A 17,287-nucleotide genomic window follows, 5' to 3' on the forward strand; every position below is an offset into this window, starting at 1 on the left:
CGGCCGCATCTTCCGTCCCTAAAGGGAATAGAGCTCCTCGTCGCTCAGCAGCTCCAGGCCCCTGCCGCGCAGGATGTCCTCCGCCTCCGGCAGCCTGTCCACCTCCACCACCAGGATGGCGGTCCTGCGGTCCTGAAAGACGAACCCGTAGGCGTCCTCGATGTTCACGCCGCTCTCCCCCAGCACGCGGCACACGCGGTGCAGCCCCCCGGGGCGGTCGTCCATGATCACCGCGATGACCTCCTTGAGGTAGGCGGAGAAGCCCTCCCCCCGCAGGGCCTCGAAGGCCTTGCGGGGGTCGTCCACCAGGAGCTTGACCACCCCGTACTCCTCGGCGCCGGAGATGGTTATGGCGCGGATGTTGATGCCCTCCTCCAACAGCACCTCGGTGAGCCTCTCCAGCCTGCCCGGCTGGTTCTGGGCGAAGACGTTGATCTGTTTAGCCATCCCCGGCCCCCTTCGCGTGTTCCCGTCTGTCCACCACCCGCACCGCCTTACCCTCGCCCGCCGGCAGCGAGCCTGGCTCCACCAGCTCCACCCGCGGCGTGACCAGGATCTCCTGCCGCAGCTCCTCCGTGATCCTGCGGCGCAGCTCATGGAGTTCCCTTACCTCGCCGTGCCAGAGCTCCCCCGCCACCTCCACCAGCACCCGCATCTCGTCCATGGACCTCACGGTGTCCAGCACTATCTGGTAATTGGAACCCACTCCCAGCACCCCCAACAGGACCTTCTCCACCTGCATGGGGAAGATGTTCACCCCCTTGACGATGAACATGTCGTCGCTGCGCCCCTTGATGCGCGAGATGCGGCGATGGACCCTGCCGCAGGCGCACTCCCCGGGGTTGACAGAGGCGAGGTCCCGGGTGCGGTAGCGCAGCAGGGGCATAGCCTCCCGGTTGAGGGAGGTGAAGACCAGCTCCCCCTCCTCGCCTTCCTGCACCGGCTCCAGGGTCTCGGGGTCCAGGACCTCGAGGTAGAAGCTGTCCTCCCAGACGTGCATGCCCTGCTGGGCCGGGCACTCGAAAGCCACCCCGGGGCCGCACATCTCCGAGAGCCCGTAGGAGTTGTAGGCCCGCACCCCGTAGCCTTCCTCCACACGCCTCCTCAACCCCTCGGTATGGGGCTCGGCCCCGATGAAGGCGATGCGCAGGTCGGTATCGGCGCGGGGATCCAGGCCCAGCTCCGCGAAGACCTCGAGCAGGTAGAGGGCATAGCTGGGGATGACGTGGACCACGGTGGTATGGAAATCGCGCATGAGCTGGATCTGGCGCTTGCTGTTCCCGGCGCCGGCGGGTATGACCATGGCCCCGATCCTCTCCGCGGCGTAATGGAAGCCCAGGCCCCCGGTGAACAGCCCGTAGCCCATCATGTTCTGGAAGACGTCGGAGCGTCGCACCCCGGTCATGTACATGCAGCGCGCCACCAGGTCCGTCCAGGCGTCGATGTCCGCCGCGGTGTGGAAGACCACCGTGGCCTGGCCGGTGGTCCCGGAGGAAGAATGCATGCGCACCACGTCCTCCAGGGGGACGGTGAGGAAGCGCGTGGGGTCGCCGCCCCGCAGGGTGTCCTTGTCCATGCACGGGAGCGCGCGCAGGTCGCTCAGGGAGCGCACGCGCCCGGGGTCGAAGCCGGCGGCGGCGAACCACTGCCGGTAGAAAGGGCTTCTCGCGCAGCGTTCCAGGGTATCCCGCAGGCGACGCAGCTGCAGGGCTTCTATCTCCTCCCTGGAAAGGAGTTCCATCTCGGCGTTCCAGTATCCGTCTTTCAAGTCTTCCTCCCCACGGGGTCGGGTCATCTATACCGGGTCTCCGGGTTCGCTACTCGATTATAGATCAAAAGGGTCGGCTCTTTGATCCCGTAGGCCCGCTTTCGTTCCGGATCGCGGACCGAAGGGATGGGATATGGCGGTATCCCTCATCACCGCGTTCCCCGCCGCGCGGCCCGGCGGCATGGGGGGTAGCTCCGGGTCGGCGGCATGGCCAGAATCGACAAGTCGGCCATACGCTGGCTCCGATGCGGGCCAGACCCCGGGTGCCTTACCCCCCAGCCTGGGCGAAGCGCACCGCCAGGTGCGGGCCGCGCACCGTGAACCCCAGCTTGCGGTAGAGGGCGATGGCCGCCTCGTTGTCGCGCTGCGTCTCCAGGCGCACGGCCCTGCCCTTCCCCAGCGAGGAAGAGCACACCAGGGCACAGGCCGAGAGCGCGAAGCCCCTGCGGCGGTACTCCGGCATGACGTAGACGCCGCCCAGCTCGTCCGCCCCGGGGGTCATGGCCTCCATCTCCGCCTTGGCCACCGCCATCCCCTCGCTGCGCACCACCGCCGCCGCCCCCTCGTCCACCGCACGCAGCATCTGCGAGCGCAGCACCCACTCCTCCGCGCCGCTGCCGAGCAGCTCCCGGTGGAGCATGGACTCCAGGCGCACCAGGTCATCCAGGTCCTCCTCGCGTGCCGGAACCGCCGGCGCGTGGTCGGGCAACGCGGCGGGCGGATAGAGGGCCATGGTGACCTCCTCCTCGCGGTGCTCGACCCTGCGCCTCAGCTCCGGCAGAGCGTCGAGCAGACCTTCGACCTCCTCCTCGGGACCCACCAGCAGGTAAGGGGGACCCCACAGCTCCAGCGCCCTCTCCGCCAGCCCGCGCGCCACCGCTCGCGGCGCCGCCACCCTCCATACCCCCAGGTTGTTGTGGAACAGGACCCCCGCGAGCTCATCCCCCTCACGCGCTGCCAGGTATCTCCCCTGCTCCGCCAGGCCCATGTCGAAAAGGCCCCAGCGACGCAAGGCCCAGACCATGCGCAGGTTTTCGAAGGCGTCGCGCTCCAGGAACTCCAGCGCCTCCACCATCCGGCCCAGCTCGAGCTCCGCGATCCGCAAACCTTCTCCTCCCTCTCCTACCCTCGCCGTCATCCCCGCCCGCGCGTAACGCGCACGAGCCGGGAGACACGGAAGCTCCTTCACTGCTACAATGGTAGCGTGAACGGAGAGATAGAAAAAAGCGGGATCACGGATTTCGAGTCGCAATATCCCTTCCCACTGGACGGTTTTCAGCGCCAAGCCATCGAGGCCCTCTCACGGGACCGCTCCGTGCTGGTGGTGGCGCCGACCGGATCGGGGAAGACGGTGATCGCCGAATATGCGGTGTGGGCGGCGGAGAGGACCGGCCTCAAGACCTTCTACACCACCCCCTTGAAGGCCCTGAGCAACCAGAAATACCGCGATTTCTGCGCCGTGTACGGGAGCGATAACGTGGGGCTGCTCACCGGCGACAACAGCATCAACGGCGAGGCGCCGGTGGTGATCATGACCACCGAGGTACTTCGCAACATGATCTACGAGCGCTCGCCCACCCTCTACGGCCTGCGCTACGTGGTGCTCGACGAGTGCCACTATCTCATGGACCCCTTCCGCGGCCCGGTCTGGGAGGAGATCATCATCCACCTGCCTGTGGAGGTGAAGATCGTGGGGCTGTCCGCAACCGTCTCCAATTACCGCGAGTTCGGTGCGTGGCTCAACGACCTGCGGGGCGACGTGGAGACCATCTATCACGACCACCGCCCGGTCCCCCTCCGCCATTACTACATGATCGGGGGCATCATGGTGAACCTGCTCTCCTCGCGCTCGCCGCGGGTGGTGGAAGAATACGAGAAGTCGTTCAAGGGGAGGAGGGGGGCGGGGCGTCCCCGAACCAGGCACTTGGTGCCCCGCCGCGCGGACGTGGTGCGTAGGCTGCACAGGTCGGGCATGCTGCCGGCCATCTACTTCATCTTCAGCCGGGCGGGGTGCGACGCCGGGGTGGCGCACTGCATGGAAGCGGGCATAGACCTCACCGACGCCGGGGAGAAGGAACGGATCGAGGAGCTGGCGCTGGCGCGCGTCTCCTGGCTCCCCGAGGAAGACCTCAAGGTCTTCGGCTTCGAGCTGTGGCTGGAGGCCTTGAAACGCGGCCTCGCCTCCCACCACGCCGGCCATCTGCCCATCTTCAAGGAGGTGGTGGAGGACCTCTTCGCGCAGGGGCTGGTGAAGGTGGTCTTCGCCACCGAGACCCTCTCCCTGGGCATCAACATGCCCGCCAAGACGGTGGTGATCGAATCCCTCTACAAGTTCAGCGGCGAGAGCCATGACCTGCTCACCCCCACGGAATACACCCAGTTCACCGGCCGCGCGGGACGCCGGGGCATCGATAAGGTGGGAAACGCCGTCACCCTCTACAACCCCATGGTCCCCTTCTCGCAGGTGCAGAAGCTGGCGGAGGCCGAGAGCCTGCCCATCCGCTCCAGCTTCAGCCTCTCCTACAACATGGCCGTCAACCTCCTGCGCTATTACGACATGGAGAGGGCGGTACACCTGCTCAATTCCAGTTTCGCCCAGTTCCATGCCGACCGCGACGTGGTGCGCCTCGAGCGCACCAAGACCAGGATGGCGCGGCGCATGCGCGCGCACGAGGAGAAGATCGCCTGCGAGCGCGGCGACGCCCTCTCCTATTTCGACCTGCGCGTGCGGGTCTCGCGCATGGAAAAGGAGATCGCCGAGGAGCGCCGCCGCCGCAGGAAGGAACTGGTAAACCGTGAACTGGAGGAGCTGCTGGTCGGCGACGTCATCGTCCTCCACCGCAAGGGCGGCCGCAGGCCGGCGGCGGTGCTGGGGATAGCGGAGGACAAGTACGGCAACCCCCGCCTCACCACCATGGACGACCGCGGCCACTTCCTCAAGGTCTCCTACGGCCAGTTCCCCCTGCCGCCGCAGGTGATCGGCCACCTGGGAAGCCCCTTCCTGCCCGCCGACAGCAAGGCGAAGGAGAAGAAGCTCCGCCAGGCGCTCTCCAACTTCAAGCTCCCTCCCCCCCAGGCATGGGAGGAGGATTCCTTCATCCCCCAGCGGGAGGAGCTGGCGGCGGCCGTATCGGGGCTGGAGGCCATGGAGTGCCATTCCTGCGAGCGCCGCGAGGCGTGTGTGGACACCTGCCGCCAGATCGTGAACCTGCGGGAGGAGATCTCCCGCATCGACCGCCAGATGGAGGCGCGCAGCGACGTGTCCTCGCGAAAGCTGGCGGTCATCACGCGGGTGCTTGAGCGCCTCGGCTACCTGGAGGGAGGGAACCCCACCAGGAAAGGCCTCACCCTCAGCCGCATCTACAACGAGTGCGACCTGCTGCTGGTGGAATGCCTGGAGGAAGGGATCTTCCACGGCCTGGACGCGGCGGAGACGGCCGCCTTCGCCTCCATCTTCGTCTTCGAGTCGCGCGAGGGACCCGGGCCGCGCCGGCCCGGCATGCGCGGGCGCGGGCGCGAGGTGCCGCCCCCTTCCTCCATCCCCACCCCCGCTCTGGAGGAGGCCCTGGCCCATGCGCGCTCCCTGGAGGGGAGGATAAAGACGCTCGAGACGCGGGAAGGCCTGGACCTGCTGCGCGCCGCCGATCCCGGGTTCATGCGCGTGGTGCACGACTGGGCCTGCGGCGAGAGCCTGGAATATATATCCTCCACCTATCCCCAGTACTCCGCGGGGGATTTCGTGCGCTCCATGAAGCAGGTGCTCGACATCTTGCGCCAGATCAAGGAGGTGGCGGAAGACCCCGCCATCTCCAGGAAGGTCTCCGAGGCCATGGACCTCATCCATCGCAGCATCGTCGCCTACACCAGCGTGGTGGACGCGGTGGAGGAAGAGCTGGAGAGCGAGCCCCTGGCGCGGTGACGGACGCCTGGCGGTGGCGGCCCATTCCGGTGCCCGGAGGCGGAGAAATGGGACACTCGCCCGCAGCGCCTGCGGGAGCGAGGCCTCACAACATCCGGACAGACCCCGCGTGGACGGAAGAACGGCCGCCTCGCCGATCCGCTGACGCCGGAAAGCGGTTCAAGGGGTTACCCCGAAGTGCCGATATGTTAGAATCGATATATAGTGTTTCCTTTTTAAGGTAAGAGTGGCGAAAGTAAACAAGGGGGACTGGCGATGAAGAGGACAGCGCTTATCGGCCTCCTCTGTCTTCTCCTTTCCGGCCTGCTGGTCGGTTGGGCCTGGGCGCAGGGAGAGGGAGGTACCGCCGCGGAAGAGCAGGCCGTCGCGGAAAAGCCCGCGGAGGAGGCAACCTTCGAGGAACCGACCATGCCCTACCGAGACTGGGGCGACTACCGCTACATCTTCACCGGCGTGGCGCCTTCCGCGGACCTCGACCCGCAGAGCGTGATCATGAACTGGTTCACGCCCGATCTCTACAACGCCAACTGGAGCCATGCCAACTACGTGCACCTGCGCGTCACCGTGCAGTGGCACCGCAACGAACGTTCCCTCGATTACATGCCCCTGCAGCTCATCCTGCACAGCGGCGGGCGGTCCTTCATCCTCTTCGGGAAGTCCAACGCCGGCCAGTCCTACCTGTGGCGGCGCGGTAACCACTACGGCAACGACGTGGGCGCGCGCTATCCCGACCACGTGGGCGACGATGCCAGGGTCATCTTCACCTTCGACACCAACGGAGCGGCCATAGACCCCTACAACTCCTACATCGAGGTGAGGGGGATCCTGGAGGTGTGGGACTGGAACGCCCGCAGCAAGCTGTACGTGGACAAGGCCCTGGAGAGCCATTACTGGTACCGCTACGGCAGCTCCTACTTCACCTATACTCCCCTGGGCAGCATACCCCTGGCGGAACTGCTGCCCAAGTAAGCGGCCGGAACAGTTGCGGCACGGAGGCCGGGCGAGCGCCTGGCCTCTTTTCTATCCCCCACCCGGCCAGGCCCCGGATGCCTGGAGCCGAGCGCCGGCCTCGGCATCGCGCTTGGGACGGCACGTCCGGAACCCGGGGCCCGTGGGCCTATCCCTTCATCCGCACCCCGGGTGAGGCGGTCCCCCCGTAAACGAAGGGGCGGCGCTGGTCGATTAGGGATAGGGACGAGGATAATATAGGCAAGGCGTCATCGCGGTACGCCGCCCCGCGGCGGCCGCGCCGGGGTGGAGAGCGGAGCGATGCAACTGGAACGCAGGCTTGCCTGGCTTCTGACGGTGGCGGCGGCCGTTGCCGTGCCCGTCCTGGCGGTGATCATCCATCTCCCCCACCGGGAGGAGATGGACCACTCAGTGCTCTATCTATGCCTGGCCGCCGTGGCCGTGCTGGTGACCGCGCAGAACCTGGTGCTGCTCTACCCCAGCAGGCAGGGCAAGCTCTTCCCGCGCCTGCCCGACCTCTTCGTGGGCCTGCTCTTCTACCACTTCATCATCTGCACGGCCGTGTATTTCAGCGGCGGGGTGGAGAGCCCTCTATTCCCCGCCGCGCTCATCGGCCCCATCGCCGCGGGTCTGGCCTTCGAGCTGTCGGCGGCGGGAGCGAGCACGGCCGCCCTGGCGGCGATGTACGCCGCGGTGGTCCTGGCCCGCTCCGGAGCCGAGAGCGCCGTCCTGCAGCCCCTGGCGCTGAACCTCTCCTTCCTCGCCCTGGCCTGCCTGATGTCGAACCGCCTCTCCCTGGAGCTGCGGCGGCAGGAGCAGTCGCGGGACGAGGTGGAGAGCCTGGGCGAGTTCATCCGGCGTCTGGAGAAGGCCAAGTCCGAATTCGTCTCCATGGTCTCCCACGAGCTGCGCACCCCCCTGACCTCCATACGGGGGTTCAGCGAGATCCTGGAGAGCAAGGACCTGGAGCCGGAGAAAAAACAGGAGTTCTACCGCATCATCCTTAACGAATCCGAACGCCTGTCCCGCCTCATCAACAACCTGCTCAACCTCTCCAGGATCGAGGCGGGGATCGAGCTCAACCGCGATATGACCGACCTCGCCGAGCTGCTGCGCGAGGACATCGATCTCTTCCAGTCCCAGACGGATATCCACGAGCTGAGATATCTCGGTTCCCAACCGCTTCCCCCGGTCTACTGCGACCAGGACCGCATGCACCAGGTGATAAAGAACCTCCTCTCCAACGCCGTCAAGTACTCGCCCCAGGGCGGCCTCATCGAGGTGGATACCGGCGTGGAGGGTAAATACGTCACCGTGTCCGTGACCGACCACGGCATCGGCATCCCCCCCGAGGACCTGCCGCACATCTTCGAGCGCTTCCGGCGCGCCGAGAACCAGGGGCAGTGGGGGATCACGGGGACGGGCCTGGGTCTGGCCATCGTCAAGCACCTGGTGGAACTGCACGGGGGAAAGATCAGCGTGAGGAGCGAGCCGGGGAAGGGCAGCACCTTCACCGTGTACGTTCCCATAAGGGGGTTGTAGGTGTACGCGTTGCCGCCGGCATCCGGAGCCGCGGGAACTTCGCCGCGCCGGCCCCGAGTCAGGGTCACGGCTCGGGCAGCGCCGGGCACGGCGCCCCCCTGCGGCTCTCCCCGCGGCGGAGAAAGCGGGCCAGGAGGTGGTTGAGTTTGTACCGCCATAACCTTCTCCGTATGCTCGGCGGCCTGTGGTGGGCCTCCATGGTGCCCGTCGCCGCGCTGCTCCTCCTCCCCCATACAACAGCGATCCGTTACGACATGGCGCTCCTCTCCCTCTTCGCCATGCTGGTCCTCAGCCTCTCCGCCGCCCTCCTCCCCTACCGCGAAACCCCCCGGGGGCGCGGGTTCGGGCTGCTGGTGTGGTGCTCCGTCCTGGCGCTGTCCCTGCTCGCCTGCGCGGCGGTCCATTACAGCGGTGGGGCCAGGAGCCCCCTCTTTCCTCTTCTCCTGCTGGTGACGGCCTTCGGCTCCGGCCTTTTCCCCTCCACCGGCGCCGCCGCCCTCCTCACCGGCCTCTCGGCCGCCGCATACCTGTTCACCGCGCTCCTCCTCTCCCGTCCCCAATCATCTGACGCGCAGCTCATCGCCGCGCAACTGTTCTTCCTCCTCCTGGTTTCCTTGCTGGTGAACCGCGCGGGGGCGGAGAGCAGGAGGCAGGCCATGGAGAGAGAGCGGGCTATGGAGGAGCTGCGCTCCCTCTCGCAGATGGACAGGGCGGCCTCCTCATTCGTTTCCGCGGTGAGCTTCGAGATGCGCACCCCCCTGACCTCCATCCTCGGGTTCAGCGAGATGCTGGTCTCGCGGAAGCTGGAGCCGGAAAAGGAGCGCGAATACGTGGAGATCATCGCCAGGGAAGCCCAGAACCTCTCCCGGCTGGTGGAAGACCTCCTCGACATATCGCGCCTGGAATCGGGCAAGCTGCAGCTCCAGAAGGAGGTGGTCGGCCTGCAGCGCCTCCTGGAGGCGAGCATGCCCCTGCTGGAATCCTCTCCGGAGCCCATGCGGGTGGAGGTGAACGTCCCCTCCGACCTCTCCCCGCTCATGGTGGACGCCCAGCGCATGAAGAGGGTCTTCGACTCCCTCTTCGGCTACATAAGGAAGAAATCCGGGCCCGGTGCGGAGGTGAGGCTCTCGGCCAAGAGCGAGGAGGGGGAGGTGGTGCTCACGGTGAACATGAGGAACCGCGACGCCGGCGGCCGTCAGCCCGACGGCTCCAGGATCTTCCCTCCCCTGGGTGGTGTGGAGGAGGGAGACCTCGAGCTGGCTATCGCCAGGAGGATCGTCCAGGCCCACCAGGGCAGCCTCAGCCTCATCCCCACCTCCGGCGCCTGGTTCACCATCGTGCTGCGCCTTCCCGAGCTCACCGTGGGGGACTTCCTCCCCGCGCCCTCGCCCGCCCTCGACCGCGGAGCCGCCGGCAGCGGAGAACTTTGAGCACGGGCGTCTGCTATCCTTAGGGCATGATGGAGACGACATGCGAGCACGGCGTGGAGATGGTAGAGGGGCGATGCCGCATCTGCGGCGACCGCACCGAGATCCTGCGCCTGACGGAGTTCAACCTCAAGCTGTGCAAACACTGCTTCCTGAGGTTCTACGAGCGCCGCGTGCGCCGCGCCCTGGAAAAACATGCCATGGCGGGAGAGGGAGACCGCGTGGCGCTTGCGGTCTCCGGGGGCAAGGATTCCACCGCCCTGCTCTTCGCCCTCAAGCGCCTGGGCACGGTGATGGACTTCGAGCTCCGCGCCCTCCATTTCCACCTCAATATGGGAGAGTACTCGCGCCTCAACCTGGAGATGGTGGAGGCGCAGGCGGAGCTTGCCGGCGTCCCCCTGGAGGTGGTGCGCCTCGACGACCTGGGACTGCGCGTGCAGCGGGTGAAGGGTTGGAATGCCTGCGCGGTCTGCGGGGCCATCAAGCGCTCTCTGATGAACCGCGAGGCCAGGCGCATGGAGGCCACCGCGGTGGCCACCGCCCATACCCTGGAGGACGTGCTGCTCTTCACCTTCAAGAACCTGCTCTCGCGCAAGTACTACGTCCCGCAGCCCGTCCTTCCCCCCACCGGAGGCCTGCCGCGAAAAGTCAAGCCCCTCGTCTACACGCCGGAAAGGCTGAACCTGGCCTACTGCCGCCTGCGGGAGGTCCCCGTATTCGAGGACAAGTGCCCTGAATGGACGCCCCGCGGCCACGCCCTCAAGGGGGTTTTCGAGCACATGGAGGAGGTCATGCCCTCCGGCAAGCTCCAGCTCCTGCTCTCCCTCATGCAGGCGTTCCCTCCGCAGTGGGAGGAGGTGGAGAGTCCGCGCCGTCCCTGCGCGCGCTGCGGCGAGCCCTCCGCCCAGGGTTTATGCGCCCTCTGCCAGCTCGCTGAATGGTTCTCCCGCCGCCCCCGAGAGCGGGATGGGGGAGAGCGCGGCTGAACCGCGGCCTCCCCGAAAGGGGCGGGCGCGCCTCTCTATCTCATGGTCATGGAGCGGGCCGGGGGGACGGTCTATAATCTTATCGGAGGCGCATACCGCGAGAGGGAGGTACCGCATGCAGATCATCGACACCCACGCTCAGCTCTGGACGGAGGAAGCCATAATGTCGATGCCCGAATCCATGCGCCAGGGCTACCTGCGCATCTTCGGGGAAAACCTGCCCAAGATCGGCGATACCCTCGAGGACATGGACGCCGCGGGGGTGGCGAAATCGGTGATCGTGGCCATCGACGCGGAGACGCGCTGGGGCTACAAGGTGAGCAACGAGCTGGTGGCGCAGACGGTGGCCGAGCACCCCGACCGCTTCATCGGCTTCGCCAGCGTGGATCCGCGCAAGGGCGTGCTGGCGGTGCGGGAGCTGCGGCGCGCCGTCGAGGAGCTTGGCCTGCGCGGCCTGAAGCTCCTCCCCCACCTCCTGGAGCTCAGGCCCAACGACCGCGAGATGTACCCCGTTTACGAGGCGGCGAGGGATCTCGGCATCCCCGTGCTCTTTCACGCCGGCACCCAGTTCCACACCGGCACCAAGCTGAAGTACTGCATGCCCGTGGACATGGACGAGGTGGCGGTGGACTTCCCCGACCTCAAGATCATCATCGCCCACTTCGGATGGCCGTGGTACGAGGAGACCATGACCATCTGCCAGCGCAACCTTAACGTGTGGTTCAACATCGCGGGCTGGGCACCCCGCCACATCCCCGAATTCGTGGTCCGTTACATGGACCGCGTGCTCTCCCACAAGGCTCTCTTCGGCAGCGATTATCCCCTGGTCTCCCGCCGGAGGATAGTCGAGGAGCTGAAGGGGCTGGGGCTGAAGGAGGAGACGCTGCGGCGTCTCCTGCACGACAACGCCGCGCAGCTTCTCGGCCTGCAGGAATGACGCGGGGATGCCGATGATTTCCGTATGAGCCGCGGGACGTAAGGTCCCGCGCGTGAGACCGGGAAGGAGATGAACATGGCCTACTGCCAGAAATGCGGCAGGGAGATGTCGGAGGGCGCCGCCTTCTGTCCCGCGTGCGGGGCACCCGCGGCCGCCGGCGCTCCGTCCGCGCCGCCGCCTTCCGCAGGCCCCGCATCCGCGCCCCCCCCACCGCCGGGGACGCAGCCGCCCCTTGGGCAGTACCCCGCGGGAGCGCCGCCCGCCCATGTACCCGGAGTGGTGCCGCCTCCGCCCGCGAGGAAGAGAATGGGTTCGGGCTGGAAGGCTGCGATCATCATCGTGGTCTCCATCGTCGTAGTGGTGGCGGTGGGAGCGGTCCTGCTGGGCGTCCTGGTCTTCAGGGCGGTCAAGGCTCCCGTGGACGTCACCAACCAATACATCGAGGCGGTGAACGACGGAGACGCGAGCGCGGCCTGGGAGCTCCTGCACCCGTCATCGCGTTTCAAGCGCGACTACACCTTGAGCACCTTCAAGTCCCAGGTCATCGAGCCCACCACCAGGCTCAAGAGCTGGAACGCCAACGAGGTGGAGGTGAAGAACGAACGCGCCGAGGTCGGGGTGGACATGGAGGACGTGGAAGGAGAGAAATTCAGGGTGGTCTTCGACCTCCGGAAATACGGCTCCGAGTGGAAGGTGTTCGATTACTCCCTGGATTGAGGGCCGCTCGCTCAGGCGGCGGGGCGCTTTGAGATCCGGGGTCGCCACCGGGAGTCCAGGGAGCTCAGGCCTCGAGAAAGGAGAGCACCTTCTCCACCAGTGCCTCTATGCCCGCGCTCTTGGGGACGAATTCGCTCGCACCCATCTTTTTCAACTGCTCGATGCTCTGGGTGCGCGTGAGCACGGAGTTGACGATGATGGGGGTGTCCATGGTCGCGCTGTCCTGCCGCAGCCTTTTCAACACCCACATGCCACTGCGCCGCGGCATGTGGATATCGAGGATGATGAGGTCGGGACCGAGGCGGCGCGCGATCTCCACGGCGTTGCCGGCGTCGAGACAAATGTAGGTCTTGAGCCCCCGGTTGTTCAGCACTATCTCGGCCAGCCTCGCTATGGAACGGTCGTCCTCGATAACCAGCACCGTTTTCTCGCCCATCCATACGAGTATATCCGCGCGCGGCCATCAAGGTCAAAGAGAGCGGCCGCGGGGAAAGCCGTCTTTCTTCATCTATCCGCCGTTCTTCCGGGAGGCGACCTCGCGCCCCCCGGACTCTCGCCAGCTAAAGGCGACGCGGCGGTCTCGGTAACCAGGCGGCACGGGCGCCGCCTCTTCGCAAGCATGGTCGAAAGGCTCAGGGGGGCACGCGACTCGCTTCCGTATCGACCGGTTCAGGGGGGAATCACCGCACAGGTCCCGGTCCCTGCTGAGCTCGAGCCTCCTCGGCGGACTCCGGACGGCACGGGCGCATGTTCGCGGTGACGTCAGGAGGCATTCCTTCTTTCCCGCGCGGCCATTTCGGGCTCTGCGTCCGTGAACGATTCCCGTGAGAGGGGTATCCCGGCATGGAAACGACCGTTGGACGCAGCAAGGCCCTCCGCCGTCCTACCTTCCGCCCTCCCGGTCCGCGCACATTAACCGTGAGGGCGGATCACGCGGAAGGCCCCTGCTGCCTTCTCTCTATCCGCTAACGCTGCTACTTCTTCGCCGGCTTCTTGGCGGCCGTCTTCTTGGCGGGCTTCTTGGCCGCTGCCTTCTTCGCCGGCTTCTTGGCGGCCGTCTTCTTGGCGGGCTTCTTGGCCGCTGCCTTCTTCGCCGGCTTCTTGGCGGCCGGCTTCTTGGCCGCCGGCTTCTTGGCGGCCGTCTTCTTGGCGGGCTTCTTGGCCGCTGCCTTCTTCGCCGGCTTCTTGGCGGCCGGCTTCTTGGCCGCCGGCTTCTTGGCGGGTTTCGTAGCCATCTTTTCACTCCTTTCCTAGGATTTCTCTAATAGACTTCGCCCTTATCTCTTTTTTTCCTTCCGGGTAATCGTCACCGATAGAACAGTCGTCTCCACATGGTGATGGATGACGGAGGTGCTGCAGGAGTCCGTTATATCGTCAATATGGCAATATATGGCAGTATATCACTTCCATGTCCATGGGCGGATAGTGAGAGTATGGAACACAAGATCGACGACCGCTATGCGATATTCGCTCCAGAAATAGGAAGCATACTTCCGGGCAAGTCCACGCGGGCGATCGATGAGCCGGACATCCGCCCTTATGAAATGGCCTGTCCTCTGGCGGCATCGATACCGGTCATCCGCACAAGGCGGGAAAGAGTCCGGGTTAGTGCGGAGAAATATCAGGATGGCCGGCAAACGTCATCGCAGGCAGCCCTTCAGCAGGGGTCGTAATCGCTCTCCCTGCCCGCCTCGGCCAGGTAGGCGGCCAGGATCCCCTCCAGCTCGGCGCGGCCGAAGTCCGGCCAGAGCACGGGAGTCACCACCATGCGGGAACGCGCCAGCCTCCAGAGCATGAAATTGGAGATCCGCATCTCCCCCGCCGTCCTGATCAGCAGGTCGATATCCGGGAGCTCCGGCGCATAGAGGTGAAGAGATACCGCCGCCTCGTCGACGTCCGCGGCGTTCATCCTTCCCGTCTTCACCTCGGCCGCCAGCCTGCGCGCCGCGTCGAGTATCTCTCCCCTGCCCCCGTAGTTGAAATTGATGTTCAGGTTGAGGCCCCGGTTGGATCGCGTGACCTCGTACGCCATGTCGAACCAGGCCAGTATCTCCGGCGGGATGCGCTCGCGACTGCCGATGTGGCGTAGGCGCACGCCCAGGCGCATGAACTCCTCCATGCGCTTTCGCAGGACCTCCCGGCTCATGTTCACCAGGAAGCGGACCTCCTCCTCGGGGCGCTCCCAGTTCTCGGTGGAGAAGGCGAAGAGCGAGAGGACCTCCACCCCGCGCTCCGCGCAGACCCTCACCGCCTCCATGATCGACTCCTCGCCGCGGCGGTGGCCCTCTATCCTCGGAAGCCCGCGCATCTTCGCCCAGCGGCCGTTGCCGTCCATGATGATGCCGATATGGCGGGGGTACGCGCCGGACAAGTCACACCTCCCGGACGTCGAGGACACGCGAATCGATTATATCGGATAAAGGGGGAGCCGGGCACGGACCGCATGACGCGGGGCAGCAGAGGAAAGGGGTCAGGGGGGAAGACAGCCGCGGGGGCGCGGCGGGGCGGCGGACGTCGCAGTGCGCACATCCCCGGCGCCCCGCGGAAACCACACGTTTCCAAACGCAAAGATGGCGCAGCGCGCCCTTGACCGATACCCGGAATCGGATCCTTTTCCCGGTCCCGGCCGCTGCGTTTCGGGTGCAGCTTCACGCGGTCCCTGTGATATGAGATCACGCGGTTGCCGCGCGTAAGGATCGCCCTCCGGAAAGCGGCCGGCCCCGGATGAGCGGTGGCCGTACGGGCAACTCGCGCTCAAGAAAGCGGCCTTCTTACCGATATAAAAGAACGACGTCCTGAAGGGAAGGCGAGATGTACCGGACCGGGAGACCCAGCGAAGCAAGATGATGGAAGCGAACGAACCGGGTGGGGAAGCGCGCCAGACTCCCGCGAGGCGCAGGTTATTCCGCAGCTTTTTCACCAAGAAGCTGGAGCGTAAGTTCGAGGAGAAAGGCCTGGAGGTCCCCCAGCAACTCCTGAACATCATGGACGTCCCCTTCGAGGCGTTCACCCCCGAGGACAGGGACCTCTACGAGAGCAAGATCAAGCCCCTGGCCTTCGTCTTCGCCGAGCATCTCATGGAGGTCTACGAGTCCATGGGGAAGCCGCGGCGCGGCTGGGAGGAGATGCTGGACCGCCTGGAGCCCTCTCCCATCAAAGTGCTCGCGGCCCTGGTCCTGCACGAGGACGAGAAGGCGGAGAGCCTCCTCGAGGAGCCCGACCACATGGAGGCACCCCCCGACAACGGCAGGCGCGTGGAGAAGATCAGCGTGCGCGTCTACCGGGAGAAGGGACCGTCGCGCGAGCGCTGGTGGGAGAAGAAGATCTTCTAGCGGCTGTGCCCGCACCTGCAGCCACCCTGAGGACGAGCGGCCTTATCCGTGGAGGAGGCCGGTAAGGCGTGGGAGAGGGCATCCCATCCGCAGACGATCCCGCGGACGGGCGGCCCCGGCCCTGACCACCCCTCCCCCGCCTTGCCCCCGCTCCGGGGGTGGCATAGATTTATCTAAACATTGCATATACGCCTGCGCATGCCGAAGGCGGAGCGTACGAGGCGGGCCGGTTTGTGCGCGTGGATACCCTTACCTCGCAGGCGGACACCGCGGGAAAGGTATGTGCCGCGCGCGACCCGCCCGGTAAAGGGCGACGCCACGGGACGCATCTACGGGAAAAGGAGGGGACATGGACAGGGAAGATGAACTGCGCGAACTCATCGTGGAGATCGGAAAGAGGGTATGGCAACGCGGCATGGCCTCGGCCAACTCGGGCAACATATCCGCCCGCCTCGACGGGGATACGGTGATCATTACCCCCACCCTGGTGAGCAAAGGGTTCATGCTGCCCCGGCAGCTGCTGTCAGTGAACATGGAGGGAGAGGTGCTGAGCGGGGAGGGTTATCCGACCACCGAGACCCCCATGCACCTCCGCCTGTACCGGGAACGCGAGGACATCGGCGGGGTGGTGCACGCCCATCCCCCCGTGGCCACCGCCTTCGCCGTGGCCGGAAAACCCCTCGACCTGCACCTCATTCCCGAGGCGGTCATCTTCCTCGGCGAGGTCCCCCTGGTCCCCTTCCATCCCCCCGGGAGCCCGGAGCTCGCGGAGGCCATCGTGCCCTACCTCGCGGACCACGACGCAGTGCTGCTTGAGAACCACGGCGTCCTCTGCTGGGGCAGCGACGTGGAGCAGGCCTACCACCGCCTGGAGACGGTGGAGTTCTGCGCCCAGGTGACCTTCACCTCCCAGCAACTGGGCGGGGCGAGGGAGCTCCCCGCCGAGCCTCTGGAAAACCTTCTCAACCTGCGCCGCATGATGAAGGGCGGCGGAAGATAGAGGCGGCGCTCCCGCGCATCTCCCGCTACCCCGCCGCCGGCGGGGCGGAGCGGGCCGCGCGCCGGACGGGCGGACGGAGAGATGCCGGCAAATCAAGGGAAGGGTTAAGGGTGGTTTTACCCTCGCGACGGGCGGCCGGACCGAGAGATGCCGGCAAAGGCCTAAATAATCCTCGCCTGAGGCCCGAGAATATGGTTGAAGGGCTTGCGTCCAAGGTGTGGAAACATAAGAGCGAGGGAATATAGAGAGAAAAGATGTGACGATAGTGCAACCGGTCGGCTTGGAGCAGACATTTCAAGCTGGTTTGTGTTGCCTATCCTTGTTCAGTTAAAGGATAATGTAATCGCTGGACTGGGCCGGCTGGAGGAGGTGATGCCACGCGAACTTCGGTTTCCGGGCCTTTAGCCCCATCGCCGAAGGCCGGACCACCTTCGGAATAGACTTTCTTTCGGGCGTCGGCTTCGAGGCAAGAGACCTGTAAGGGGGGGTTGGTATGAACAAGATGGCGCGCAACGCCATCCTCGCGGTCGTCCTGGCCGTGGTGGCATTCTTCTGGATCTGGCTCTTCGACTATTTGGGCGCCAAGGCCTACTGGGTGGCGCTGGTCTCCTTCGGGGTGTGCCTGGCCTACGGCCCCGCCCTGGCCCGCTCCCTGCCCTGGATGACCCTGGGCAGCGTGATCGGGGTGCT

Annotated in this window: 16 protein-coding genes; 10 read left to right on the forward strand and 6 right to left on the reverse strand. The window is 66.0% G+C overall.

The features are described from left to right. Positions 1-18: 18 nt before the first annotated feature. From H5T74_13865 to H5T74_13875, 3 genes are all read right to left on the reverse strand, one after another. On the reverse strand, positions 19-447 hold the full coding sequence (locus H5T74_13865) for an ACT domain-containing protein (GenBank protein ID MBC7231461.1): 429 nt from the start codon (positions 445-447) through the stop codon (positions 19-21). Continuing rightward, positions 440-1,795, reverse strand: coding sequence for a phenylacetate--CoA ligase (locus H5T74_13870; protein MBC7231462.1), 1,356 nt, complete (start codon positions 1,793-1,795; stop codon positions 440-442). Before H5T74_13870 ends, H5T74_13865 begins: the two co-directional genes overlap by 8 nt. A gap of 241 nt (positions 1,796-2,036) precedes the next feature. Next, positions 2,037-2,873 (reverse strand): GNAT family N-acetyltransferase, encoded by an 837-nt coding sequence (locus H5T74_13875; GenBank protein MBC7231463.1) that lies wholly within the window; start codon positions 2,871-2,873, stop codon positions 2,037-2,039. Between the two features lie 99 nt (positions 2,874-2,972). On the opposite strand from H5T74_13875, the gene H5T74_13880 reads away from it, so the two are divergent. The 7 genes from H5T74_13880 (at position 2,973) to H5T74_13910 (ending at position 12,265) form a co-directional block, all read left to right on the forward strand. After that, the gene (locus H5T74_13880) at positions 2,973-5,687 is read left to right on the forward strand and encodes a DEAD/DEAH box helicase (GenBank protein MBC7231464.1); all 2,715 of its coding nucleotides are present in this window, start codon (positions 2,973-2,975) and stop codon (positions 5,685-5,687) included. Positions 5,688-5,942: 255 nt separating this feature from the next. After that, the gene (locus H5T74_13885) at positions 5,943-6,656 is read left to right on the forward strand and encodes a hypothetical protein (GenBank protein ID MBC7231465.1); all 714 of its coding nucleotides are present in this window, start codon (positions 5,943-5,945) and stop codon (positions 6,654-6,656) included. A gap of 300 nt (positions 6,657-6,956) precedes the next feature. Then, on the forward strand, positions 6,957-8,198 hold the full coding sequence (locus tag H5T74_13890) for a hypothetical protein (protein MBC7231466.1): 1,242 nt from the start codon (positions 6,957-6,959) through the stop codon (positions 8,196-8,198). A gap of 146 nt (positions 8,199-8,344) precedes the next feature. Next, positions 8,345-9,628, forward strand: coding sequence for a hypothetical protein (locus H5T74_13895; protein MBC7231467.1), 1,284 nt, complete (start codon positions 8,345-8,347; stop codon positions 9,626-9,628). Positions 9,629-9,654: 26 nt separating this feature from the next. Then, on the forward strand, positions 9,655-10,611 hold the full coding sequence (locus H5T74_13900; protein ID MBC7231468.1) for an adenine nucleotide alpha hydrolase family protein: 957 nt from the start codon (positions 9,655-9,657) through the stop codon (positions 10,609-10,611). A 115-nt stretch (positions 10,612-10,726) separates the two neighbouring features. Further along, entirely contained in the window at positions 10,727-11,548 is an 822-nt protein-coding gene (locus H5T74_13905) for an amidohydrolase (protein ID MBC7231469.1), read from the forward strand. A gap of 69 nt (positions 11,549-11,617) precedes the next feature. Beyond that, positions 11,618-12,265 (forward strand): zinc-ribbon domain-containing protein, encoded by a 648-nt coding sequence (locus tag H5T74_13910; GenBank protein ID MBC7231470.1) that lies wholly within the window; start codon positions 11,618-11,620, stop codon positions 12,263-12,265. 64 nt (positions 12,266-12,329) lie between these two features. Here H5T74_13910 and H5T74_13915 read toward each other — a convergent pair whose 3' ends face one another. The 3 genes from H5T74_13915 to uppS form a co-directional block, all read right to left on the reverse strand. Beyond that, positions 12,330-12,701 carry a response regulator gene (locus H5T74_13915; GenBank protein MBC7231471.1) on the reverse strand — a complete coding sequence of 124 codons (372 nt, stop codon included), beginning with the start codon at positions 12,699-12,701 and terminating at the stop codon, positions 12,330-12,332. Positions 12,702-13,239: 538 nt separating this feature from the next. Continuing rightward, positions 13,240-13,500 (reverse strand): hypothetical protein, encoded by a 261-nt coding sequence (locus tag H5T74_13920; GenBank protein MBC7231472.1) that lies wholly within the window; start codon positions 13,498-13,500, stop codon positions 13,240-13,242. A gap of 422 nt (positions 13,501-13,922) precedes the next feature. Continuing rightward, complete coding sequence (gene uppS / locus H5T74_13925; protein MBC7231473.1) at positions 13,923-14,600, reverse strand: di-trans,poly-cis-decaprenylcistransferase; 678 nt, start codon at positions 14,598-14,600, stop codon at positions 13,923-13,925. Positions 14,601-15,108: 508 nt separating this feature from the next. Between uppS and H5T74_13930 the strand changes: the two genes are divergently transcribed. From H5T74_13930 to H5T74_13940, 3 genes are all read left to right on the forward strand, one after another. Continuing rightward, positions 15,109-15,597: a hypothetical protein gene (locus tag H5T74_13930; GenBank protein ID MBC7231474.1), complete on the forward strand. Its 489-nt coding sequence runs from the start codon at positions 15,109-15,111 to the stop codon at positions 15,595-15,597. Between the two features lie 349 nt (positions 15,598-15,946). Then, on the forward strand, positions 15,947-16,597 hold the full coding sequence (locus tag H5T74_13935; protein MBC7231475.1) for a class II aldolase/adducin family protein: 651 nt from the start codon (positions 15,947-15,949) through the stop codon (positions 16,595-16,597). A 493-nt stretch (positions 16,598-17,090) separates the two neighbouring features. Next, positions 17,091-17,287: hypothetical protein (locus tag H5T74_13940; protein MBC7231476.1), on the forward strand; the 197-nt coding region annotated here is incomplete at its 3' end.

Source organism: Actinomycetota bacterium (assembly GCA_014360645.1).
Taxonomy (GTDB): Bacteria; Actinomycetota; Geothermincolia; order Geothermincolales; family RBG-13-55-18; genus Solincola_B.